Consider the following 23,465-nt stretch of genomic DNA (forward strand, 5'->3'; position numbering starts at 1 on the left):
GATCTGGCCCGATCGGCGGGCGTCCGACACCGGGGGGGGAGGGAGGGGCCGGTGCGTCAGTCGCCGTCGGGGTCGGGCGCTGCCTCGAGCTCGGTCGCCACGACCCGCGGCGCCTCCGACATGAAGCGTCGGACGTCGAGGTCCACGATGATGTCCTGCGGCCGCAGCGGACGGGTCAGGTAGAGCCCCTCGAGCGACGTCAGCCGCGACAGCGCCACGTACGTCTGCCCGGCGCTGAAGACCCGGTTGCCGAGGTCGACCACCGCGCGGTCGTACGTCGAGCCCTGGGACTTGTGGATCGTCACGGCCCAGGCCAGGCGCAGGGGGAACTGCTGGAACTCCCCCACGGTGTCCTTCTTCAGTTCCTTCTTGTCCGGGTCGTAGGAGTACTTGAACTTCTCCCACACGGACGGCTGGACCTCGAAGGACTCCCCGTCGACGTCGACCCACACGGTGTCCCGGATGGTGGTCACGACGCCGAGCGTGCCGTTCACCCAGCGCTGGTCGGAGTCGTTGCGGAGGAACATGACGTGCGCGCCGGGCTTCAGCTCGAGCGCCTCGTCCGCCGGGAAGTTCCGCCCGCCGAAGTCGCCGTTGACGTCCGCCCTGGCGGTCTTCACCGTGCCCGGCAGCCGGTCGAGGGCCGCCTTGTTGATGCGCGCGACCGTGTCGTTCCGGGTCGCCAGGGTGATGGCGTCGTCGGGCGCCGGCCGGGCTCCGGCCGTGTTGAGCTGTCCGGCGATGTCGGCCGTGACCCGACCGTGCCGCACCGCGGTGAGCATCGCCGCGAAGGCGTCGTCACGCTGCCGGTGCACGGTCGCGAGCTCGACGATGTGCAGCTCGGCCTCGAGCCAGACCTTCGCGTCGAAGAACCACATCGACCGGTAGTGGTCCGTGAAGTACGCCCGCTCGTCGCCGTCGCCCGGGACCGGCGGCAGCTGGTACGGGTCGCCGAACATGACGACCTGCACGCCGCCGAACGCCTCGAACTGCCGTCCGCGGGCCTTGCGGAGCGACCGGTCCATCGCGTCGAGCAGGTCGGCGTTCACCATCGAGACCTCGTCGATGACCAGGGTGTCGATCGTGTTGAGGAGCTTCCGCGTCTCCGGCCCCTGACGGAGCTCGGCGTCGGCGATGAGCCCGATCGGCAGCCGGAACAGCGAGTGGATCGTCTGCCCGCCGACGTTGAGCGCGGCGACGCCGGTCGGCGCGCAGATGACGACCTGCTTCTCGGTGTTCCACGACAGGTGGTTGAGGAGCGTCGACTTGCCCGTGCCCGCGCGTCCGGTGATGAAGACGTGGTCGCGGGTGTGCTCGATGTACTCGAACACCGCCCGCTGTTCGGCGCTGAGCTCGACGCTCACCGCTCGGCCGTCCCGGACGCCGGTGCCGGGTCCGGTGCCGTGCTCGCCGACCCGGTGGCGGGCGCACGGTCGGGCGCGGATCGGTCGCCGCGCAGTCGGAGCACCGTGACGACGACGACCGTCACGAGCAGCGCGATCCCCGCGACGACGAGCACGACTCCGGCCCGGGCCTGGTCGTCGATCGGGGTCGGTCCCCACTCGCGGCCCATCGCGCCGAACCACGACGCCTGGAGCAGGCCGAGGGGCCCCTGCATCGCGATGCCGAGCGAGACGGTGCCCGCCGCCACGACGACCGCGCCCGCGATCCGCACGAGCGCCGCGCCGGTGCTCGCCGCCCGGGCACCAGCGGCCACCGGGGTGAGGAGCGTTGGCACGGCGGACAGCCCGACGAGCAGCAGCCCGACGTCGACCAGGGTGCGGCCGGACGGGTCGCTCACCGACCAGCGCAGGACCTGGGTGGCGTAGAGCCCCCACCAGACCGCGGCCAGGAGCACGAAGGACGGGAACGGCTGCGCCAGGTACCGCACCACGCCGTTGTCGACGAGCAGGCCCGTCCACTCGCGGACGCCCGTCGAGCCGTCGTCGCGCGGGTGCACGGCGGACCGGATGAGCTGCACGGGAGCGGCCGCCCAGAGGAGTGCGGGGACGACCAGGCCGAGCAGCACGTGCGCGCCGACGTTGGCGGACACCAGGAAGCGGTCGTACGTGTGCAGCGATCCCGACGTCGCCAGGACCAGCGTGACGACCGCGATCGCGGCGGCGACGGAGCGGCGCACCGGCCAGGAGACACCACGACGCCGCAGTCGGACCACGCCGGCGGTGTACGCGGCAGCGGCGAGCACGGCGGCCAGCAGCCAGAACAGGTCGATGTTCCAGGCGGTGAGCCAACCCCACGACCCCGGCGCCGCGGGGAGCGGGTCGTCGGTCAGCAGCTCGGCCGGGGTCGGGTTCGTCGTCTTGCTGAGGGCGACCTCGCCGGCCGGCGTCGCGGTCCGTCCGAGCGCTGCGGCGAACCCGCTCGCGATGCCCATCACGGCGAGTTCGACGAGCACGAGGGTCCAGAACGCACCGCGGCGCTCCGGGGCGTCGGAGAGCGACCGGATCGCACGACGACGTTGCACCGCGCCGAGCACGCCGATGCCGACGAGCGCCGCGGTCTTCACGAGCACGAGCACGCCGTACGGGCTGGCGAGGTTCGCCGGGGAGCCGATGCGGATGATCGCCGACGCCGTCCCCGACACCGCGACGAGCACGAAGCAGCCGAGCGCGATGCTCGAGTACCGCGCGACGACGAGCGGCAACCGGTCACCGGGCAGCACGTTCCGCAGGAGCACGACGAGCAGCAGGCCACCGACCCACAGGGCCGCGCCGACCAGGTGCAGCCCGAGGGCGGTCACCGCCGAGTCGTGGCTCGCGGTACCCGCGGCGTGCCCCTGCTGCGCGAGCGGCACGAGCCCGACCATCGCGACGCCGGCGGTGAGCGCGACCATGCCCCGCCCGCGGACGGCGAAGCAGAGCACCGTCACGGCGGCGGCGATGAGCACGGAGACCAGCCACGCGGTGCCGAGGTCGGTGCCGGTGAGGAAGACCCCCATCGACTGGCCGAACTGCTCGTCGAGGCTGAGGGCCGACCCGGCGACGGACAGGAACGTGAAGAAGGTCGTGGCGGCGGCGGCGACGGTCCAGACCCCGGCGGCACCGGCGGCGACGTCGATCGCGCGGTTCCACTCGGGGCGGGTGCGGGAGAGTCCGACGACGGTGAGCGCGAGCCCGCCGATGGTCGCTGCCGCGGACAGGTCGACGACGAGCCGAGCGATCGGCAGCCCGAAGCGCACGACCGCGCCCGGGTCGGCGATGAGTGCGCGATCCGCCCCGCCGCCGATCACGAGGGCGACGAGGAGGGAGACGAACCCGACGAGCAGCAGCACGGCGGGGCCGGCGATGCGTGCGATCCGGTCCACCCGACAAGCCTAGGCGGTGCCCGACCGACCACGGCACGCCGGGTGGGTCGACCTGTGGGCGGTGCGCCGCGCCTCCAGGCCGTGCAGGACAGGCCTGGGCGCCGCGGACACGTGGGCCGCCCGGGAACGACGGAAGGGACGGCCGGAGCCGTCCCTTCCCGGTGGTGCTGAGCGGTCCTACTTGACGGCAGCCTTGAGCTTCGAGCCGGCGCTGACCTTGACCGAGTCGCTCGCGGCGATCTCGATGGCGTCACCCGTCTGCGGGTTGCGGCCGGTGCGCGCGGCGCGGTGGGTCTTCTCGAAGGCGATCCAGCCCGGGATCGTGACCTTGGTGCCGTCGGCGACCGACGACGAGACGACGCTGAACAGCGCGTCGACGACGCCGTTGACGGTGGCCTGGCTCTGGCCGGACTCCTGCGCGACGGCAGCGACGAGCTCGGTGCGGTTCAGTGACTTGTCAGCCATGGATGTCCTCCTCGGACTTCTTGCAGTGTCGGTGGGACGTCCGGGACGCCCGCCCGCCCGGAGCGGGGTGCCCTGGACGTGGTGGCCCCGCGGACGAGCACGCCCGGCGGAACCGTCAGCGAACCTACCAGCCGAGCGGGGTCCGGACGACCGACTCGCCCGGATTTCCGGGGTTGTGGAGGGTCTGGAGGGGTCCGAGTGACGGATGTGGCGACCGTGTACCCCGCTCGGGCCGGGAACGACGAACGCCCCGTCCCTCTGCAGGGACGGGGCGTTCGGTGGTGCTGGTGCTTACCAGGAGCTCTTCGTGATGCCCGGCAGCTCGCCACGGTGGGCCATGTCGCGGAAGCGGACACGGCTGATGCCGTACTCACCGAGGTGGCCACGGGGGCGACCGTCGATGGCGTCGCGGTTGCGGTAGCGGACCGGCGACGCGTCGCGCGGGAGCTTCTGCAGGCCGACGCGGGCGGCCTCACGCGACTCGTCGGTGCCGTTCGGGTCCACGAGGGCCTTCTTCAGCTCGAGACGACGCTCGGCGTAGCGCGCGATGACCTCGGCGCGCTGGTTGTTCTTCGCGATCTTGCTCTTCTTCGCCATGCTTAGCGCTCCTCACGGAAGTCGACGTGCTTGCGGATCACCGGGTCGTACTTCTTGAGCACGAGGCGGTCCGGGTTGTTGCGACGGTTCTTCTTGGTCACGTAGGTGAACCCGGTCCCCGCGGTGGAGCGGAGCTTGATGATCGGACGGACGTCCTGACCCTTCTTGGCCATCAGATCTTCTCCCCACGGGCGAGGAGATCCTTGACGACGGACTCGATGCCGCGTGCGTCGATCACCTTGATGCCCTTAGCGCTGAGCGTGAGCGTGACGTTACGACGAAGCGAGGGCACGTAGTACGTCTTCTTCTGCACGTTCGGGTCGAAGCGACGCTTCGTCCGGCGGTGCGAGTGCGAGATGTTGTGTCCGAAGCCGGGGGTGGCTCCGGTCACCTGGCACACTGCTGCCATGGTTTCCTCCTGAGGTACCGAGCGACCGGACGGCCGCTCCCAAGGTCACTTGCCTGGCACGCACGCGCTCGTCACCGTGAGGTGACCGCAGCGAGGGGGTTGTGCGCGCCGCCCAGGCCCGCTGACCCTGTCGAAGGACCCGCGGACACCGCGCGACCGCGGCGTACGCGACGGTCGGAGGGCTTGGAACAACTGGGTCTGCCACGCGGACGCGGCGGACCAGGGGTCAACGTTACGGGACGGCCGCGCGTGTCGCAAGCCGGGCCTCCCGTCCGGGTCGCACCGGTACCGGCCTGGAGGCGCGGCTCGGCCCCGTCACGCCGGTTCCGGTCAGGCCTGTCTCGGCACTTCCGGTCGCAGGACGTGCCGTCGGGCGGCTCGGCAGACGGCATGTCGTGCGACCAGGACGGATGCGCGCGGCAAGTCGTGCGACGAGGACGGCCAGGAGGCCCGGACGCGCCCGCGGCCTACGGTCCCGCGGTCGGCCGCGGCGCCAGCGCCTGCACCAGCAGCGCGCCGAGCTCCCGCGGAGCCGTGACCATCGGCCAGTGCCCGGTCTCGAGCCCCACGATCGTCAGGTCCTCGACGGCGACGAGCTCCGTCGTCCACGCATGGTGCTCCGCCACCATCGCCGCGAGGTCCGTCGCCGGGACCTCGCACGACACCACCGTCGCCGGGATCGCGTGCCGCGCGGGGTCGGTGTAGTGGAAGGGGTCGGACGCCACGGCCGCGGGCTCCGGGACCGCCCGGCGCTCGAGGTCCTCCCGCACCGCGGGCGTCACGTCACGCACGGTCGTGGGCTCCCAGACGTCCCACGACGGCAGCGGTACGACCCCGTCGACCACGGGCAGTTCGTCGTTGACGACGGCGCCGTCCGGCCCGGGGAACGTGTCGACGTAGAGCAGGTGCGCCACGAGCGACGGTCGTCGATCGGCGGCCATGAGCACCATCGGACCCGCACCCGAGTGCCCGGCGAGCGCGACGGGCTCGTCCGGCGTGGCCACGGCGTCGAGGACCGCCACGATCCCGGCGACCTGCTCGTCGAGCGTGTCGCCCGTCCGCGTGATCGCCTGGACGGAGTGTCCGGCCTCCTGCAGCACGGGCGCCACCTCGTCCCACGCGCTCGCGTCGAGCCAGAACCCGGGCACCAGGATGACGTGCATGCGCGGCAGGCTACTCGCCGGTGCGCGCCGCGGTGCAGACCGCGCACTCGCCGAAGATGTCGACGACGTGGCTGGCGTTCGTGAAGCCGTTCGCCGCTGCGACCTCCTGCGCCCACCGTTCGACCGGGTCCGCCTCGATCTCGACCGTGCGGCCGCAGTTCCGGCAGATCAGGTGGTGGTGGTGCGCGTCGGTCGTGCACGCGCGGTACAGCGACTCACCGTCCTGCTGCAGCGAGTCGGCGTCGCCCTCGGTCGCCAGGTCGGCGAGCGCCCGGTACACGGTCGCCAGCCCGATCGTGGAACCACCGTCCCGGAGGTGCTGGTGGAGTGCCTGCGCACTGACGAACCCCTCGGTGCCGGAGAGCGCGCTGCGCACGGCCTCCCGCTGCCAGGTGTTCCGCTTCGGCTTCTGCACGGCGTTCACGCGGTGACTCCTTCCCTGCGGGTCGCGTCGGTCGACGCGTCTGTCCCGGTCGGGAGGCGCGGCACGCCTCCGTCGGTCTGCTCACGGTCCGCGATGCGGTCGCGTCCGCGTCTGTCCCTGCGGCTGCCGACGATCCGGCAGACGACCCAGATCACGAACGAGATCGTCGTGACGTAGGGGCTGATCGGCAGTCCGCCGCCGAGTGCGAGCAGGATGCCACCGACGACCGACACGACCGCGAACACCGTCGAGAGCACCGGGACGACCACGGGGTGCGAGGTCAGGCGGAGCGCGGCGGCAGCGGGGGTGACGAGCAGCGAGAGCACCAGCAGCGCGCCGACGATCTGCACCGACACCGCGGTCGCGAGCCCGAGCGCGAGCATGAACACGATCGCGAGGGTCCGCACGGGCACCCCGGCAGCGGCCGCGACGTCGGGATCGACCGACGAGAACATCAGCGGGCGCCAGATCACCAGGAGCGTCACGACGACGATCGCGGAGACGACGACCAGCGAGGTCAGCTGCGGGTTGTCGACCGAGACGATCTGCCCGGTCAGCAGCCCGAACTTGTTCGCCGCCCGGCCCTTGTACAGCGCGAGGCAGAGGATGCCGAGCCCGAGACCGAACGGCATGAGCACGGCGATGATCGAGTTGCGGTCGCGGGCCCGCGAGCCGAGCAGCCCGATGAGCAGCGCCGCGACGACGGAGCCGACGAGCGACCCGGTGACGACGTTGACGCCGAACAGCAGGGCGGCGCTGGCCCCGGCGAAGGACAGTTCCGAGATGCCGTGCACCGCGAAGGGCATGTTCCGCGCGACGACGAACGGGCCGATGAGCCCGCCGACGATGCCGAGCACGGCGCCGGCCCAGATCGAGTTCTGGACGAGGACCAGGAGCTCGCCGTAGTCCTGGAACGAGAAGACGGTCGACAGCACGTCCATCAGATGCGTCCTTCGTCCGGGGTGGTGGCGTGCGGGTCGGCATCGCAGTGGTGGTGCGCCCCGGTCTGGTCGTGGGCCTCGTTCGCGCCGACGATGACGATCCGTCCCATCGTGCGGACGACGTCGACCGGGGTGCCGTAGAGGTCGCTCAGCACGTCGGCACGCAGGACCTCGTCGGGGGCGCCGATGCGGAAGCGCCCGCCGGCGATGTAGAGGACCCGGTCGACGACGTCGAGGATCGGGTTGACGTCGTGGGTGACGAAGAGCACGGCGGCGTCCTGCTGCCGACGCTGCCGGTCGATGAGCTCGGTGACGCCCCGCTGGTGCCGGAGGTCGAGCGAGATGAGCGGCTCGTCGCAGAGGAGCAGTGCGGGGTCCGCGGCGATGGCCTGTCCGACGCGGGTGCGCTGCTGCTCACCGCCGGACAGCTCGGCCACCGGGGCGTCGGCGAACGCGGTCGCACCGACCTCGTCGAGGATGCGGTCGACCCGAGCGCGCTCGGCCCGGCTGGCGGGCAGGACACCCCACCGGGAGCCGGTCACCCCCTGGACGATCATGTCCCGTGCGCGCAGGGGCGTGCCGGACTCCATGAGGCGCTGCTGCGGGATGTACCCGATCCTCCGGTGCCCGCGACGGACGGGCTGCCCGAGGAACGACATCGTCCCGCCCGTCAGGCGCTGCTGGCCGAGCACGGTGCGCAGGAGCGAGGTCTTGCCGGCGCCGTTCGGCCCGAGCACGGCGACGAACTCGCCCGGCGCCAGGTCGAGGTCGAGGTGCGACCAGAGGGTCCGCGACCCGTACGAGAGCGCCGCGTCACGGAGGGCGAGCACGGCGGAACCGCCACGGCCGGGGGCCGCAGCGGTTCGCGAGGGGGTCTGGACCGCGGTCACTTCGCGAGCGCCCCCGTGATCTCGTCGATGTTCGCCTGCTGCCACGAGACGTAATCCTCCCCCTTCGGGAGCGTCTCCGTGACACCGACGACCGGGATGTCCGCCTGCTCGGCGGCCTTCTGGACCTGCTCGGTCTCGGGGCTGGAGGTCTGCTCGTTCACGGCGAGGAGCCGCACCTGCTTGCCGGTGAACAGCTTGAGGGTGTCGTTGAGCGCGGCCGGCGGGACGTCGTCGCCCTCCTCGATGGCCTCGGCGAAGGCCTCGGGCGTCACGTTGTCGAGCCCCATCGCGTCGAAGAGGTACCCGGGGACGGGCTCGGTGTACGACACCTTCTCGCCGTCGACCTCCTCCTTGGCCGCTGCGGTCTGCGACTCGAGGTCGTCGAGCTTCGTGGTGAGGGTCTTCGCGTTGCGCTCGAAGGTGTCGGCGTGCGCGGAGTCGAGCTTCGTCAGACGCTGTTCGAGGTCGGCCACGAGCTTCACCATCGTCGGGTAGTCGTAGAACACGTGCTCGTTGAACTCCGCGTCGCCGCCCTGGTCGAGCCCGGAGAGCTCCACGACGTTGATCGTGTCGGCCGTCGTGTTCGAGGCCTTCGCCAGGGTGGTCATGAAGTCGTCGTACCCGCCGCCGTTCTCGATGAGCAGGTCGGCCTTCGACACGGCGAGCTGCGTCTTCGCGCTCGACTCGAACGAGTGCGGGTCCTGCGACGGGTCGTCGAGGATGCTCGTGACCTCGACGTCGTCGCCGCCGATCTCCTGCGCGATCGAGCCGTAGACGTTCGTCGAGGCGACGATCCGGACGGTGCCGTCACCCGAGGCGTCACCGGAGGCGGAGGACGTGGCGCAGCCGCTCAGCGCGAGGGCTGCGGCGCCGGCGACGAGCGGCAGGGCGAGGAGGCGGCGGTTCTGCATGGTGCGAGCGTACGGCTTGCTGATAACGGTTGTCAAAATCAGCCGCCCGACGGACGGAAGGCGCGGTGCCAGCCGGTACCGCGCCTCCCGTCCGGAGCAGGATCAGCGAGCGATCAGGGCTTGGTGGCCGCGTCGATCGTGTTCTCGGCGATCGTGTCGTCCTCGCGGCCCGGTGTCCGCAGGTTCCACTTCTTGATCACGAACGAGAACAGGAAGTAGTAGACGACCGCGTACGCCAGACCGATCGGGATGAGCCAGATCGCCCCGTCGGCCTTGCCGAAGTTCAGCACGTAGTCGATCGCTCCGGCCGAGAACGAGAACCCGTCCCGGATCCCGAGCGCGTTGACCAGCGCCAGCGAGGTCCCGGTGAGGACCGCGTGGATGACGTAGAGCGGGAACGCCACGAACATGAACGAGTACTCGAGCGGCTCGGTGATGCCCGTCACGAACGACGTGAGCGCGGCCGAGATCATGATGCCGCCGACGACCTTGCGGTTCTGCGGCTTGGCGTTCCGCCAGATCGCGAGCGCACCGGCGGGCAGCGCGAACATCATGATCGGGAAGAAGCCGGTCTGGAAGATGCCGGCAGTCGGGTCTCCGTTGAGGAAGCGGGCGATGTCGCCGTGCCAGATCGTGGTGCCGTCGTTGAAGCTCCCGAGCTGGAACCACGGGAAGAAGTTGAGCAGCTGGTGCAGGCCGATCGGGATGAGCATGCGGTTCGCGAAGCCGAAGATGCCGCCACCGATCACAGCGTTGTCGGCAACGGCCTCACCCGCTGCCGTCAGGGCGATGTCGAAGTAGCGGTAGACGAAGGACATCAGGACCGCGATCACGAGACCGGCGGCGGCCGTGAGGATCGGCACCAGGCGGCGACCCGAGAAGAACCCGAGGAAGTCCGGCATCTTCGTCCGGTGGAAGCGCTGCCACATGGTTGCCGCGACCAGACCCATGACGATGCCGCCCAGGACTCCGTAGTTGATCATCTTCTGGTCGCCGTTCGCGTCCTCGACGCCCGCCAGGACGATCGGTGACATGACCTTCCAGACCTCGTACATGACCATGTAGCCGACGACCGCGGCGAGCGCCGTGGTCCCGTCGGACTTCTTCGCCCAGCCGATCGCGATGCCCACCGCGAAGAGCAGCGGCAGCCACGTGAAGATCGCGTTGCCCGCGGCGCCGATGACCGAGGCTCCCTGCTCGAAGCCGGGGATGGCGCCGAGCATGTCGCTCTGGCCGAGGCGGTTGAGGATGCCCGCGGCCGGCATGACCGCGATCGGCAGGAGCAGGCTCCGACCGAGGCGCTGGGCGTTCGCGAACAGCCTGGACTGCTTCTTCGGGGTCTTCTTGTCCGGCACGTCCGTTGCAGCAGCGGTGCTCATCGGCGTTCCTCTCGTCATCGGGTGGAGCTGGGCGCAGGGGTGAGTTGAGTCATGCGAGGACCCCGGGTAGCCTCGGCGGTACCGCCGGGTCCGGTCCTGTCCGGTCATGACCAGTTCCGTAGTCTGAACCGGTGACCAGATGCGTGTCAACCCGGCACGGAATCCGCAACGAGGAGGAAACGATGGCCGACATCAAGGCAGCCGACATCATCGCCGCACTGGGTGGCGCAGACAACATCGACGAGGTCGAGGGCTGCATCACGCGCCTCCGCGTCGAGGTCGAGGACGGCGACCTCGTGGACAAGGCCGCCCTGCAGGCAGCGGGCGCGCAGGCCGTCGTCGGCGGCGGCACCGGGTGGCAGGTCATCGTCGGTCCGATCGCGGACAACCTCGCGCAGGACATCCAGGACGAACTGTGACCGCGGTCCGGACCCCGTTCGCGGGCCCGGTCGTCGCACTCGCCGACGTGCCCGACCCGGTGTTCGCCGGGCAGCTGGTCGGCGCGGGGGTCGCCGTCGACCCGACGGGTGTCGCGGGTCCGGTGACCGCGGTCGCCCCGGTGGACGGCACGATCGTCAAGCTCCACCCGCACGCCTTCGCCCTGCAGGGCTCCGCCGGGACGGACGTCCTGGTGCACGTCGGCATCGACACCGTGCAGCTGCGGGGCGAGGGCTTCGAGCTGCTCGCGGCCGAGGGTGACACCGTGCACGCCGGCGACCCGGTCGTGCGGTTCACCCCGAGCGTGATCGAGGCCGCCGGCTACTCCCCGGTCTGCCCGGTCGTGGTGCTCGGCAGTGCGCCGGACTCGGTCGAGCAGCGCTCGGTCGGCACCACGGTGCCCGAGGGCGCCACGCTCTACACGGTCTGACCGCGGGGGAACCCCCGCCGAGTCTCGGCCCCGCGGACGTCTTCGCGGGCGCACGAACGCGAACCTGTCCGCGGAGCCGAGGCTCGGCTCCGGCCGCGGGGCGGGCGGGCGGCAGCGCGCGCTACGCCCCCGGCCGTCGGGCGGTGACCTCCATCTGCACCCGGTAGCGGTCGGACCGGTACCAGGACCGGGCGTGCTCGACGGGCCGGTCCCCCGAGTACGACACCCGGTCGAACTCGAGCAGGGGCGCCCCGGTCCTGGTCCCGAGCAGCGTCGCGACGTCGTCGGCCGCGGGCTTCGCCGCCACCGTCTGCTGCGCCCGGTCGATCGGCACGCCGTACGTGTCCGCCGCGAGCGAGTACACCGACCCGGACAGGTCCTGGTCGAGCAGGCCCGGGTACGCCGTCGCCGAGAGCCAGGCGTCGTCGACGGACACCGGTGCGCCGTCCGCCATCCGCAGGCGCTTCAGGTGGTGGGCCGTGTCGCCCTCGTCGAGGCGCAGCGCCGCCGCGGTGTCGGCCGGCGGGACCCGCTCCTCGCGCACCAGCACGACGGTCGTCGGGACGTGGCCGAGCGCACGCATCTCCTCGGTGAAGGACGCCAGGTGCAGTGTCGACTGCACGGGACGGTGCGCCACGAAGGTGCCCTTGCCGCGCACGCGCTCCAGGTAGCCCTCGTTGACGAGCTGTCCGAGGGCCTCGCGCACCGTGATCCGGGACACCCCGTACTCGGCGATGAGCTGCCGCTCCGAGGGGATCGCCGCGCCGGGCGCGAGTCGGGCGGTCGCGAGGTCGAGCAGGATCCGCCGCAGCTGCTGGTGCTTCGGCTCGGCCCCCTCGGTGATGCGGCTCGTCATGCGGTCCTCGTGCTCCGGTGCTCGTCGACTCCGGGCGGTCCTCGCCCAGCTGGTCCTGTGCGGACATGACCAGTTGTCCTCACAGTAGCGATCAGGATGCGAGAAGCCAACGCCGTGACAAGATGACGCCCGTGACCTCGGTGGTGATCGTGGACGACGAGACGCTCGTCCGGTACGGCTTCGAACTCATCCTCGGCGCAGCGGCGGACATCGACGTCGTCGCCACGAGCGGTGACGTCGACGCCGTCGAGACCGTGCGCCGGCACGCCCCCGACGTGGTCCTGCTCGACGTGCGCATGCCCCGGGTGAACGGGCTCGAGGTGCTCGCTGCACTCCGGCAGCTGCCCGAGCCGCCCGCCGTGGCGATGCTCACCACGTTCGACACCGACACGCAGGTGGTCACCCGGGCGATGGAGTCCGGCGCCGCCGGGTTCCTGCTCAAGGACACCGACCCGGAGTCGCTCGCCGAGTACGTCCGGGCGCTCGCCCGCGGCGGCATCGTCCTGGCACCGGGCGTGGACCGCACCCGCCTGTTCGCGCACCGGCCGTCGACGCCGGCGCCGGAGCTCTCCGACCGCGAGCACGCCGTGGTGCGGCTCGTCGCCGAGGGTGCCAGCAACCCCGAGATCGGCCAGCGCATCGGCGTCAGCACCGGCACCGTGAAGGAGGACGTCCGCGCCCTCCTCGCCGCGTTCGGCGTCACCACGCGCGTCCAGCTCGCGCTGCGCGCGGCGGAGGCCGGGCTGCTCGATGGCTGAGCCCGCTCCGTCCGGTCGCGTCCGACGGCTGCTGGCGCGGACGGACGGGAGGCTCGACGCACTCGTCGACGTCGGCCTCCGTCGTGCGCGCGCCCACCCGGCCCCGTGGTGGCTGGTCGACGCGCTCTTCCTCGCGGCCGCCGTCGTCGACGCCGTGCTCGACATCGCGGGCGCCACGACGACCGAGATCACCCTGTCGCTCGTCGCGGCGGGTGCGCTCGTCCTCCGCCGGCGGCTCCCCGTCCTGGCCTTCGCGCTCACCATGCCCGGGCTCTTCATCGGCTCCGGCGTCGTCGCAGCGAGCATCGCCCTCTTCACGCTCGGTGAGCGGACGGACCGCCGGTGGCTCATGCTCCTCGCCGCCGTCGTGCAGTTCGTCGGGTTCAGCGGCTTCGTCGTCGGCCCACCGCAGCAGCTCGACGAGATCGTGGTGTCGATCGTGTACGCGCTCATCTTCGCGCTCGGCCCGCTCTCGATCGGCCTGCTCGTGCGGACCCGCGCGGACCTGGTCGACCGCATCGCCGAGCTCGGGGCCTCCCGCGCCGAGGAACGGCGTCGCGCGGCCGAGGTCGCCCTCTCCCGCGAACGCGCCCTGCTCGCGCGCGAGATGCACGACGTCGTCTCGCACCAGGTGACCCTCATCGCGGTGCAGGCCGGCGGCGTGCAGATGGCCGGGCGCGACGAGCAGGAGCGGGCGTTCGCGCGGACGATCCGGCAGCTGTGCGTCGTGACCCTGCAGGAGCTGCGCGAGATGGTCCAGGTGCTCCGGGCGTCCGGCGGCACCGACCGGGAGATCGCCCCGCAGCCCGTGCTCGCCGACCTGCCCCGGCTCGTCGCCGCGAGCGGGCTCGAGACCGACGCGGCCGTCGACCTGCCCGAGACCCTGCCCCTGCCCGTGCAGCGCGCGGTCTACCGCTTCGTGCAGGAGGGCCTGACGAACGTCCGGAAGCACGCCCCCGGCGCCGTGGTCCGGATCAGCGGTCGGCTGCACGGCGACCAGGTGCTCGTCGACCTCGTGAACGGGCCCGCACGTGCCGACCGGCTCGAACTGCCCGGGTCCGGCCTGGGGCTCATCGGGCTCGGCGAACGCGCGTCGCTCCTCGGCGGCCGCCTCGACTCGGGACCGCAGCCCGGCGACGGGTTCGCGCTGCACCTGCGCCTGCCCGTCGAGCACCGACCGAGCGTCCCCACCCCCTGACGGCCGGGCGAGCGAGCGGCGGACGACGGGTGACCAGCCCTCCGAGGGACGGTCGGTGGCCGATCGGCCACCCGTGTTCACGCCACCGCCCGATGCACCGACCCGGCAGGGTCGGCTGTGATGGCAGCGTGGTCCAGTCAGCGCTCGTCGCCAGCATCCGTCGACACCCCGTCTCCGTGGGCGTCGGCGTCGCCTCCGTCCTGCTCGCCGTCACGGCACGCGTCGCGTACGCCGAGCCGGACTTCCCGCACCACCCGCCGGTCGCCTGGGCAGCCCTCGCGGTCGTCGTGGCCGTCACGGTGCTCGCGGAACGCACGCTCGGGTCGCTGCGCACCGTCCTGGTCGGCGTGGGCGCCCCGCTCGCGGCCGTCGGCGTCACCTTCCTGGCGGTGACGGTCGGGTCGGCGATGGGCGAGGCCCACGCGGAGGCCGCCGCGGGTGAGCCGCTGTTCGCCCCGTCCGCCGTCGCGACCGCCCTGCTCGCCGCGGCCTCCGCCAGGATGCCGCCGGCCCGCCGTCGTCGTGTCCGCGCCGTCCTGTGGACGGTCGTGCTCACCCTGGTGCTGTTCGCCGGCCACGGCTCCGACACCGCGCGTGCCCTGGCGACCCTGTTCGGGACCGCCGCCGGAGCGCTCGTGGTGCGCCGCGCCTCCCGGCCGGCACCGACCGCGCCGCGCACCGACCGGACCGTCGTCACCCACCCGCGCTCGGTCGTCGTCGCGACGCTCGTCGCCCTCGGCGCGGGCACCCTGGTGACGCTCGTCGTGCCGGAGCCGGACGGCGTCCTGTCGCCGTTCGCCGATGCCATGAGCGACCGGGCGACCGTGCTCGTCGGGGTGCTCCTGGTCGGGGCCGCCTGGCTCGTCCAGCGCGGCCGTCGCACCGGGCTCGTCCTGGCGGCGGGCCTGCTGGTGACGCTGTCCGCCGTGCTCGCCGACGTGTTCCTCATCGAACCGCTGCAGGACGGCTTCGTGCAGTGGCAGGGTCTGACGACCGACGAGGTCGAGTGGCAGGTCACGCTGCTCGGGGCCTGGGCCGTCCCCGCCGCCGTGCTCCTGGCGATCGTGGCGCTCCGCGGCCAGCTGGTGCGCGCTCGCTTCCGTGCGACGCCGACCTGCGGCGAGGACTACCTCGGCATGCTCCGCGAGGGGGACGCGGGCACGCTCGGGCACATGGGCACCTGGCGGGGCAACGCGACCTGGACGCACCCGGACGGACTCGGTGCCGTCGCCTACCGCGTGCACGGCGACGTCGCCCTGACCGTGTCGGACCCGGCGTGCGCCGCCGCGGACCGGGCCGAGGTGGTCGCCGCGTTCGCCCGCGCCTGCGAGCGGAACGGCTGGACCCCCGCGTTCACGAGCGTGCACGAGCCGGTGCGGGCGATCCTCGCGGCCGAGGGGTGGGCGTCCTTCCCCGTGGGCGTGGAGTCCGTGCTCGACGTGACGACGTTCGACCTGCGCGGCAAGAAGCGCCAGGACCTGCGCACCGCGTCCAACCGTGCCGACCGCGAAGGGCTCCGCGACGAGTGGACCACGCTCGCCGCCCTCGACGCCGACCAGCGCGCGCAGGTCGAGACGATCTGCACCCGCTGGGCAGCCGACCGTCGGCTGCCGGAGATGGGCTTCACGCTCGGTGGGTTCCGCGAGCTCGAGGACCCGGACGTCCGACTGCTGCTCGCCGTGACCGCCGAGGGTCGGGTGACCGCGGTGACGAGTTGGCTGCCCGTGTACGAGCACGGTGCCCTGACCGGGTACACGCTCGACGTCATGCGACGCGGCGAGGACGGGATGCCCGGGGTGATGGAGTTCCTGATCGCCCGGACCGCCCTGCGCGCCCGCGAGGCCGGCCTCACCACGATCAGCCTCTCCGGCACGCCGCTCGCACCGCACACCGACGCCGGGTCGTGGGTGGCCCGCGGGTCGGCGCTCCTCGCCCGGGCGCTCGAGCCCGTCTACGGCTTCCGGTCGCTGCAGCGCTTCAAGGAGAAGTTCGGCGCGCGCCACGAGCCGCTCTGGCTCGTCGTCCCGAGCGCGCTGCAGGCGCCCCGGGTGGCGCGAGCGCTCACCAGCGCGTACGTGCCCGGGCTCCGTCCCAAGCACCTGTGGGCGCTCCGCCAGGCGCACGTCGCCCCGGCGGCTGAGCAGCCGGCCGCCCGCTCGTGAGCCCCGTCGAGTGGCTGCTCGCGACGCAGCTGCAGGCACCGAACAAGCTCGTGCCGGCCGACCTGGCGTTCGCCGTGCTCGCGACCGCCGTCCTGCTGCCCGCCGTGCGGCAGTGGCGGTCGCGGCAGGCCTGGCGCCGAGCGGCCCTCCGCGCCGGCATCGCTGCCGCTGCCGCGCTCGTCGTGCTCGCCGCCTGCTGGTTCACCACGCAGGTCGTCGACCTGTTCGGCGTCGCGCTGAGCCCGATCACGCAGATGTGGAGCGCCTTCGCCGGCGCGGCACTCGCCCTCGCGGTCACCGGTCTGGTGCAGGGCGGCGGATGGCGTCGCGCGCTCGCGATCGTCCTGGTGCCGGCGGCGCTCGTCGTGCCTGCGCTCGGCATCAACGTCGAGTTCGCCAAGTACCCGACGCTCGGCACCGTCGTGCAGAGCGACCCGTGGCCCGCCTACGACCGTGACGCCGCTCCCCTCGACACGATGCCCACCGCCGGGATCGTCCGGACCGCGACCATCCCCGGCACGCGCTCGCACTTCGACGCGCGGCCGGCCGTCGTCTGGCTGCCGCCGGCGGCCCTGGTGCGGGACCCGCGACCACTGCCCGTCGTCATCGCCTTCTCGGGGCAGCCGGGTGCGCCCGGGGACCTGTTCACCGCCGGTCGTCTGGCGGAACCCCTGGACGCCTACGCCCGCGCGCACGACGGTCGGGCGCCCATCGTCGTCAGCGTCGACCAGCTCTCCGCGCCGGGGAGGAACACGATGTGCGTCGACTCCCGGCTCGGGAACGTCGCGACCTACGTGACGCAGGACGTGCCGACCTGGATCCACGCGAACCTGCCCGCGACGACCGACCGGAAGGCCTGGGGGCTGACCGGGTTCTCGCAGGGTGGCACGTGCACGATGCAGTTCCTCACCGGGCACCCGTCCGCCTTCGGTGCGGCGCTGGCGGTGTCGAGCGAGCTCCAGCCGATCGACCAGGGCCCGCAGCACAGCGCCGACCAGGCGTTCGGCGGATCCGTGGCGGCCTGGCAGGCGGCGGCACCGATCGCACAGATGCGGGAGCACGGGCTGGACGGCCACGCCCTCTGGCTGACCGCCGGGTCGTCCGACCGGAAGTTCAGCGAGAACGCACGGGAGCTCGGTGCGGCCGCGCGGGAGGCAGGGGCCCGGGTCGAGGTCGGATCAGCGCCGGGCAGCGGTCACGACTGGAACACCGTGCAGTGGTCGTTCCGGACGTACGTCGGGCCGTTCGCGGATGCGTTGTCCGCGGCGGAACCTCGATCGCAGAGCTGAATATCGTACATCCGATGTTTGACATCACCCGAAGCGCTCCGTCACGCTGATCGGACACATCAGACGAACGGAAGGGTGACGACATGGAACACAAGGGGAAGCAGGTCCTGATCGGCCTCACGCTGACGATCGGGCTGGTCGTCGGCGGGACCGCGACGGTGGCGGTCGCGAGCCCGACCGAGGTGCTCGGGCAGGGCTCGGAAGCGGGCGGGATCGTCATCCCCGACTCCGGTGCCGGAACGTCCGGAGAGCGTCGCTCCTCGGTCCTGCAGCGGAGTGACGGCGGGGGCGGGAGCTTCTGGCAGTGGGGCGTCGGCAGCAGTGACGTCTGGTCGAACTACTTCCGCGAGAAGCGCTGCCACGGCGCGACCGCGGTCGGGAAGAAGTCGAGGCAGGTCACGGGTGTCCCCGGCGGGCGGTACGCCTACGCGATCACCCCGAAGAAGTTCAGCGGGAACCAGGCCTACTACCACAACTGCTGACCGTCGACGGTCCTGAGAACCGCATGCGACCCCGTGCACTGGTACTCGCCTACGCCATTCCGCCCGTCCTCGCGTTCGTCCTCGCCTTCGTCGGACTCACCGTGGCGGACGAGACCAGCGTGGTCGGGGCGACGTCCTCGGTCACCGTCTCCCTCGGCGGCGCGGCGCGGTCGAACCGGATCATCGCAGGAGCGATCACCCGCGTCGCCGAGGAACACCACGCGACCGTCGTCCGGATGGTCGCCGACCGCGCGGACCCGGACGGACGCCGGACAGCGCTCGTGACCGACGCTCCGGGGACGCTCGGCGAGCAGTGGCTCCGTGACGGCTACCCGGACTTCTCCAGTGCGGTCTCGACCCGGGTCCGACCGATGGCCGACCTCGACCGCGTCGACCCGACCGGCACGTACGAGCTGTTCGGCGACGATGCCGCCCGCCACGACCTGGTCCGCGCCTTCGACTCGGTCGGCTACGGAACGACGACCGAGTCGATCCGGGCCCTGACTCGACTCGGCATCGGCGAGACGGTCGACGGCACCGCGGGACTGGTCGGCATCCTGGTCCTCGGATCGGCGACCGCGTGCCTGGTCGCGACGGTCGGCTCCCCACGGCGCTGCGCGGTCCGGCGACTGCACGGACACAGCACGGCGCGGATCCTGCGGCAGGAGCTCGGTGCACTGCGGACGAGCGCGACGGTCGTGCTCGTCGGCGCGCCACTCGCCGGCGTCGGCATCTGGATCATCAACGGCGCAGCGCAGTGGCCGGCACTCGTCGCCGCGTCCGCGCTGCTCTGCGCCGCGCTGCTCACGCCGGTGCTGCTCGCGCACGCGACGGGCGTCCTCCTCGCCTGCCGACGCCCCCTGATCGACTCGCTGCGTGGCTCGCGGCCACCGGGTGGGATCGTCGGGCTCGCGCACATCGCACGGCTGGCGGCGACACTGCTGCTCGTCGCCGCGGTGAGCGGTCTCGTCGGCGCCGAGGTCGTGGCGCGGACGTCCGGCACCGATCGGGACCTCCGGGCGGCAGGGACGGTCGTGCAGCTCTGGATCACGCCGGACCCCCGACCGATCGAGTCACAGGCGTACTGGGACCGGCTCGGCCGGTTCGCCGGTGGCGCACTGCAGGACCACGACGCACTGCTCACCGCGCTCAGGGAGGTCTCGACCGGCGAGGGCGGCGCGGGGGTGTCCGCGCTCTTCGTCGACGCCGAGTACCTCCGACTCCAGGACGTCCGCGCGGCGGACGGCACCCGCATCCGTGCCGGTGCGGGGCCGACCGTCTGGCTCCCCGAGCGCAGCAGGCTCGACGCGGACGCGCTCGTCAGGTCGCTCACCGACTGGGACTTCCGCGACGCGCCCGCTGCGGCCACCCGGGACGTCACCTTCGGGCGGCTCGGCACGCCGGAGCTCTGGACGTACCCGGACGGCGGCCGGGTCCGGGGATGGGTCGACGACGCCGTCCTGGTGGTCGTCCCGACGCCGGCCACGATGTTCTCGGCGGACCAGCTCGGCTCGTGGCTGTCGACCGGCGACGTCGCGTTCCGCGACCGTGCGCGCGCGGAGCGGGCGATCCACGCTGCCGGGGTCGGCTCGGAGATCAGTGCCGTGGTGGACGTCGGACAGGCGGCAGCGGAGACCGCACGCGGTGCCCGGCGGACGGTCGTCGCCCAGTCCGCTGCGGTCGTGAGCGGTGCCGTGGTGTCGGTCGCGCTCGCTGTGCTCGCGACGTCGGCACACCGTCGCCGGCACGGCCGGGCCAGGTTCGCGAAGACCGTCGCAGGTGTCCACCCGGTACGGGCCGACGCCGACCTGCTCGCCGTCGAGGTGGTGTCCGTCGCCGTCGCAGCTGTCGCGGCGGGTGCGGCGTGGTCCCGGCTCAGGCCGGATGCATCGTGGCGGGTCTCGACGCTGGACCCGCTGACGCAGACGGCCACTCCGGCAGCGCTGCTCGCGATCGCGGCCGCGGTGGTGGTGTCGATCGTGAGCACCGTGATCGTCCTGGGCACGGCCCGGGGCACCGACAGGTCCCGAGGAGACGAAGCACGATGATCGACGTCCTGACCGTCAGCAAGCAGCGGGGCGGTCGCACGCTCTGGGAGGACCTCACCTTCTCGGTCGCCGCCGGCGAGGTCGTGGCGCTCACGGGGCCCAGCGGCTGCGGCAAGTCGACGCTGCTCGACTGCGTCGGCCACATCGACCGGGTCGACTCCGGGACGATCAGCATCGGCGGTGTGGACGCGGGACGGAGTGCACGCCGCGCGCGCCTGCTCCGACGGGACCACATCGGCTACCTGTTCCAGGACTTCGGGCTGGTCCACGATGCAACCGTGGGGGCGAACGTCGACCTCGCCCGACCGACCGGACGCGGCCGTCGTCGGGGCCTCTCGACCGCCGCGGCGCTCGAACAGGTCGGACTCGGCGGCCGCTCGACGGCGCGCGCCCATGAGTTGAGCGGCGGCGAGCAACAGCGCGTCGCGCTCGCGAGGCTCCTCGTCAAGCAGCCGTCCGTCATCCTCGCCGACGAGCCGACCAGCGCGCTGGATGCCGACAACGCTGCGCTGGTGCTCGACCGGCTCGAGTCGTTCGCGGCCGCAGGCGCCGCGGTCCTCATCGCGACGCACGCTCCGTCGGTCACACGGCGCGCGGCACGCGTGATCGCCCTCCGGGATGCACGGGACCATCGAGGCGGCCCCTGAGCAGGCCCGCTCCTCGGCGTCGTCCGCCCCTCAGGCGTTGCGGACGAGCCAGGCGAACTGGTCGTCGGTGAGTTCGCGGTCGGTCCACACCTGACCGAGCACGCCGTCCGGAGCAGCGACCGACGCCGGCCCCTGCCAGACGAGCGACAGCCCCACCTTCCGCAGCACAGCGGCCGACGCCGGGTTGTTGGTCAGCACCCGGCCCGTCACCGGCGCGCAGGGAGCTGCGCGGTGCGCTTCGGCCACGGCTGCGCGCGCGAGCTCGCCGGCGTACCCGTTCCCCCAGGCTGCGGGAGCCAACCGGTAGCCGAGGTTCCAGACCCCCGCCGTCGTCATGTCGACGCCGCCGACCCCGACGAACGCTCCGTCCGTCGTGCGGACCGTCCACGAGCCGAGGCCGTACCGGGCCCGACCGCCGATCTTGCGCTGCACCATGTCGATCGTCGTCGCACGGTCGGCGTGCCGCCCGGAGGGCAGGTGCTCCCAGGTCCGCGCGTCGGAGAACACCGTGTGCACGTCGTCGATGTCGGCGGGCGTGAGCGGTGTCAGCACCAGGCGATCCGTCCGGATCTCCTGCTGTGGGGTCAGGAGCTGGTGGGCCATGGTCCGATCATCACCCCGACCCCCGACAACTGGGTGGACACCACGCGACGTCCGCGCGATCCGGCCCCGGACTGCGGCTTCGCGCAGCCCGGGGCCGCCCAACGAGTACACAATCACCGATTTTTCAGCATGAAGGACGTTTTCACTGTACAGTGAAAACGTGCCGAACACTGAAGAGTTCGCGATCACCGCACTGGCGGAAGCGCTCCCGAACGGCTCGGTCGTCCTCTCACCGAGACGCGACGGGAGCTGGACGGCAACACTGCCCGACGGATCCCGTCGCCGCCTCGTCGTCTCCTGGGCCGGCTACGGCTACCCGAGGGACGTGCAACGAGCACTGATCGACCCGGAAGTGCGCGCAGCACGAGAGCACGGCGACCTCATCGTGATCGCTGCCCACACCGTGTCACCAGGAGCACGACAGCTGCTCCGCTCCGAGGGCGCGTCGTGGGTCGGGCGCGACGGATCCGCGGAGCTCCGTCTCGGTACCGTGTGGGTCGACCGGGACGGCGCTTCGCCGTCCCGCCCTGCTGATCGTCCGCTGACATGGAGCCCTGCCCGGGCTGACGTCACGGAAGCGCTGCTCGCCGTCCTGACGAAGCAGGACCCCGCCACGGCGGGAGCGAGCGACGTACCGGATGTCGAGACGGTTGCCCGTATGAGCGGTCGATCCCTCGGGACCGTCGCCGGCACCTACGCGCTCCTCGATGCGCAGCAGTGGACGGCACCGGGCCTTCGACCCCGGAGCCGGGTCGTCGCGAACGGGCCGGCGATGTTCGACTCCTGGTCACGGTGGACGGGTGAGCAACGCCGACGCTTCGACGGCTTTCACTCGGTCCACCGGGACCCCGCTCGCATCGTGGAGCAACTCGTCGAGGCGTTCGGCGACGAGCTCGTCCTGACCGGAGCCGCAGCGAGCGAGCTGTCCCGCCCCACGCTGACCGGCGGATGGGTCGTGACCGCCTACGTCGCGAGTCCGGACGCCTGGCGCGGGATCGACGAAGCGACCCGACGCGCCCGACTGATCCCCGCTTCCGTGCCGCGGATCAGACTCGCACCGACCACGCCCGTCATCGAGAGGACCGCCAGCATCGTCGATGGTCGCCGAGTCGCCGCGCCCGCTCGTGTCTACGCTGACCTCGCCGCGGGCACGGACCGCGAGCGTGAGGCAGCAGAGTCCTTCCGCGCCACGATGCTCCAGGTGGTCTCGTGAGCTCGGACCCATCGACGCGGAGCCGGGGTGCCCGAGCGCTCGCCGAGACGGCGTACGCGTCGTTGCTGCGCGCGGTGGGCGACCGCCGACGCGATCTGCTGCTCATCGGGGGCCTCGTGCCGGAGCACCTCGTGGAGTCGGACGAGCCCCACCAAGGCACGAACGACGTCGACGTCCTGATCGACATCGGCCTCGTGTACGACCGGGACGACCTCGACTTCGCGTGGCTGGAGCACGCACTCCTGGCCGCCGGGTTCGTCACGGCCACCCCGAACACCGGTTGGCGGTGGCTGCTCGACGTCGGGGGCTTCCCCGTCCTGGTCGAGTTCCTGGTGGACGTCCCGGACAACATCGACCAGGAGATCGCGCTGCCGGGCTGCTCGGTGCTCGGCGCCAAGAACCTCCGGGGACCGGGGCCGGCGCTCCACGACGTCCACGCGACGCAGATCAACGGGGAACAGGCGCCCATCACCGGACTCGGCGGGTACGTCGCCGCGAAGGGCGCGAGCGCCTACTGGCGTCGCGCGGACAAGGATCTCTACGACTTCGCCTGGGTCCTCGTGGCCGATCTCCGCTCCGGGAGACCCCGTGCCGCCGACGCCGTGCTCACCGTCCTCGAGCCGGTCTCCGAGCGCGACCGGGCCGACGCGGTCGTCGCCGTCTGTGACCTCTTCACGAGCGCGGATGCGACCGGCGCGCGTGCGTACTCGGAACTCTCCACGGCCGCGGGCAGCGCGGAGCCTCCGGAGAGCCACGCACTCGACGCCGTCGTCGCGGTCTCCGCCTTCCGCGCTGCGGTCGCAGGGCGCATCGACGAGCTGCGCTCGCGCGCCTGAG

At 72.3% G+C, this 23,465-nt stretch carries 25 protein-coding genes; 11 read left to right on the forward strand and 14 right to left on the reverse strand.

What is annotated here, in order from left to right:
• Positions 1–56: 56 nt before the first annotated feature.
• The 12 genes from M3666_RS00650 to M3666_RS00705 form a co-directional block, all read right to left on the reverse strand.
• Positions 57–1,364, reverse strand: coding sequence for a DEAD/DEAH box helicase (locus M3666_RS00650; protein ID WP_251154180.1), 1,308 nt, complete (start codon positions 1,362–1,364; stop codon positions 57–59).
• A complete protein-coding gene (locus M3666_RS00655; RefSeq protein WP_251154181.1) occupies positions 1,361–3,325 on the reverse strand; it encodes a cytochrome c oxidase assembly protein in 1,965 nt (654 codons plus the stop codon). The genes M3666_RS00650 and M3666_RS00655 overlap by 4 nt, the downstream gene beginning before the upstream one ends.
• A 177-nt stretch (positions 3,326–3,502) precedes the next feature.
• Positions 3,503–3,790: an HU family DNA-binding protein gene (locus M3666_RS00660; RefSeq protein ID WP_058727660.1), complete on the reverse strand. Its 288-nt coding sequence runs from the start codon at positions 3,788–3,790 to the stop codon at positions 3,503–3,505.
• A 291-nt stretch (positions 3,791–4,081) separates the two neighbouring features.
• Positions 4,082–4,387, reverse strand: a complete 306-nt coding sequence (gene rpsN / locus M3666_RS00665; RefSeq protein WP_022903745.1) for a 30S ribosomal protein S14 — start codon at positions 4,385–4,387, stop codon at positions 4,082–4,084.
• Positions 4,388–4,389: 2 nt separating this feature from the next.
• Positions 4,390–4,560, reverse strand: a complete 171-nt coding sequence (gene rpmG / locus M3666_RS00670; protein ID WP_022908193.1) for a 50S ribosomal protein L33 — start codon at positions 4,558–4,560, stop codon at positions 4,390–4,392.
• On the reverse strand, positions 4,560–4,796 hold the full coding sequence (rpmB, locus tag M3666_RS00675) for a 50S ribosomal protein L28 (protein WP_022903747.1): 237 nt from the start codon (positions 4,794–4,796) through the stop codon (positions 4,560–4,562). The genes rpmG and rpmB overlap by 1 nt, the downstream gene beginning before the upstream one ends.
• Positions 4,797–5,263: 467 nt before the next feature.
• Positions 5,264–5,959: an alpha/beta fold hydrolase gene (locus M3666_RS00680; RefSeq protein WP_251154182.1), complete on the reverse strand. Its 696-nt coding sequence runs from the start codon at positions 5,957–5,959 to the stop codon at positions 5,264–5,266.
• A 10-nt stretch (positions 5,960–5,969) separates the two neighbouring features.
• On the reverse strand, positions 5,970–6,383 hold the full coding sequence (locus tag M3666_RS00685) for a Fur family transcriptional regulator (protein WP_081984565.1): 414 nt from the start codon (positions 6,381–6,383) through the stop codon (positions 5,970–5,972).
• On the reverse strand, positions 6,380–7,324 hold the full coding sequence (locus M3666_RS00690) for a metal ABC transporter permease (RefSeq protein WP_066651805.1): 945 nt from the start codon (positions 7,322–7,324) through the stop codon (positions 6,380–6,382). The genes M3666_RS00685 and M3666_RS00690 overlap by 4 nt, the downstream gene beginning before the upstream one ends.
• Positions 7,324–8,154 carry a metal ABC transporter ATP-binding protein gene (locus M3666_RS00695; RefSeq protein WP_251154183.1) on the reverse strand — a complete coding sequence of 277 codons (831 nt, stop codon included), beginning with the start codon at positions 8,152–8,154 and terminating at the stop codon, positions 7,324–7,326. The genes M3666_RS00690 and M3666_RS00695 overlap by 1 nt, the downstream gene beginning before the upstream one ends.
• Positions 8,155–8,210: 56 nt before the next feature.
• On the reverse strand, positions 8,211–9,125 hold the full coding sequence (locus M3666_RS00700) for a metal ABC transporter solute-binding protein, Zn/Mn family (protein ID WP_209684236.1): 915 nt from the start codon (positions 9,123–9,125) through the stop codon (positions 8,211–8,213).
• Between the two features lie 113 nt (positions 9,126–9,238).
• Entirely contained in the window at positions 9,239–10,504 is a 1,266-nt protein-coding gene (locus M3666_RS00705; RefSeq protein ID WP_251154184.1) for a PTS transporter subunit EIIC, read from the reverse strand.
• A 161-nt stretch (positions 10,505–10,665) separates the two neighbouring features.
• On the opposite strand from M3666_RS00705, the gene M3666_RS00710 reads away from it, so the two are divergent.
• Together M3666_RS00710 and M3666_RS00715 are read left to right on the forward strand one after the other, a co-directional pair.
• The gene (locus tag M3666_RS00710) at positions 10,666–10,923 is read left to right on the forward strand and encodes a PTS transporter subunit EIIB (protein WP_268746776.1); all 258 of its coding nucleotides are present in this window, start codon (positions 10,666–10,668) and stop codon (positions 10,921–10,923) included.
• Entirely contained in the window at positions 10,920–11,372 is a 453-nt protein-coding gene (locus M3666_RS00715; protein ID WP_209684238.1) for a PTS glucose transporter subunit IIA, read from the forward strand. The genes M3666_RS00710 and M3666_RS00715 overlap by 4 nt, the downstream gene beginning before the upstream one ends.
• Positions 11,373–11,493: 121 nt before the next feature.
• Here M3666_RS00715 and M3666_RS00720 read toward each other — a convergent pair whose 3' ends face one another.
• Positions 11,494–12,228 (reverse strand): GntR family transcriptional regulator, encoded by a 735-nt coding sequence (locus tag M3666_RS00720; protein WP_066651794.1) that lies wholly within the window; start codon positions 12,226–12,228, stop codon positions 11,494–11,496.
• 131 nt (positions 12,229–12,359) lie between these two features.
• Between M3666_RS00720 and M3666_RS00725 the strand changes: the two genes are divergently transcribed.
• The 7 genes from M3666_RS00725 to M3666_RS00755 all read left to right on the forward strand — a co-directional run bounded on the left by M3666_RS00725 (position 12,360) and on the right by M3666_RS00755 (position 20,812).
• Entirely contained in the window at positions 12,360–12,986 is a 627-nt protein-coding gene (locus M3666_RS00725) for a response regulator transcription factor (RefSeq protein ID WP_200884149.1), read from the forward strand.
• Positions 12,979–14,184 carry a histidine kinase gene (locus tag M3666_RS00730; RefSeq protein ID WP_066651791.1) on the forward strand — a complete coding sequence of 402 codons (1,206 nt, stop codon included), beginning with the start codon at positions 12,979–12,981 and terminating at the stop codon, positions 14,182–14,184. The genes M3666_RS00725 and M3666_RS00730 overlap by 8 nt, the downstream gene beginning before the upstream one ends.
• Positions 14,185–14,312: 128 nt before the next feature.
• Positions 14,313–16,346 carry a DUF2156 domain-containing protein gene (locus M3666_RS16960; RefSeq protein WP_251154185.1) on the forward strand — a complete coding sequence of 678 codons (2,034 nt, stop codon included), beginning with the start codon at positions 14,313–14,315 and terminating at the stop codon, positions 16,344–16,346.
• Entirely contained in the window at positions 16,343–17,635 is a 1,293-nt protein-coding gene (locus M3666_RS16965; RefSeq protein ID WP_209684240.1) for an esterase family protein, read from the forward strand. Before M3666_RS16960 ends, M3666_RS16965 begins: the two co-directional genes overlap by 4 nt.
• Positions 17,636–17,718: 83 nt before the next feature.
• On the forward strand, positions 17,719–18,117 hold the full coding sequence (locus tag M3666_RS00745) for a lactococcin 972 family bacteriocin (RefSeq protein WP_066651785.1): 399 nt from the start codon (positions 17,719–17,721) through the stop codon (positions 18,115–18,117).
• 23 nt (positions 18,118–18,140) lie between these two features.
• The gene (locus M3666_RS00750) at positions 18,141–20,165 is read left to right on the forward strand and encodes a hypothetical protein (protein ID WP_251154186.1); all 2,025 of its coding nucleotides are present in this window, start codon (positions 18,141–18,143) and stop codon (positions 20,163–20,165) included.
• Positions 20,162–20,812, forward strand: coding sequence for an ATP-binding cassette domain-containing protein (locus tag M3666_RS00755; protein WP_251154187.1), 651 nt, complete (start codon positions 20,162–20,164; stop codon positions 20,810–20,812). Before M3666_RS00750 ends, M3666_RS00755 begins: the two co-directional genes overlap by 4 nt.
• 30 nt (positions 20,813–20,842) lie before the next feature.
• On the opposite strand, the gene M3666_RS00760 is transcribed toward M3666_RS00755, so the two are convergent.
• Complete coding sequence (locus tag M3666_RS00760; RefSeq protein WP_251154188.1) at positions 20,843–21,415, reverse strand: GNAT family N-acetyltransferase; 573 nt, start codon at positions 21,413–21,415, stop codon at positions 20,843–20,845.
• 160 nt (positions 21,416–21,575) lie between these two features.
• Between M3666_RS00760 and M3666_RS00765 the strand changes: the two genes are divergently transcribed.
• Both M3666_RS00765 and M3666_RS00770 read left to right on the forward strand, forming a co-directional pair.
• Positions 21,576–22,628, forward strand: coding sequence for a hypothetical protein (locus M3666_RS00765; RefSeq protein ID WP_066651776.1), 1,053 nt, complete (start codon positions 21,576–21,578; stop codon positions 22,626–22,628).
• On the forward strand, positions 22,625–23,464 hold the full coding sequence (locus M3666_RS00770) for a hypothetical protein (RefSeq protein ID WP_066651774.1): 840 nt from the start codon (positions 22,625–22,627) through the stop codon (positions 23,462–23,464). The genes M3666_RS00765 and M3666_RS00770 overlap by 4 nt, the downstream gene beginning before the upstream one ends.
• Position 23,465 lies beyond the last annotated feature (1 nt).

The sequence above is a fragment of the Curtobacterium sp. ODYSSEY 48 V2 genome, assembly GCF_023712625.1.
Classification (GTDB): domain Bacteria; phylum Actinomycetota; class Actinomycetes; order Actinomycetales; family Microbacteriaceae; genus Curtobacterium.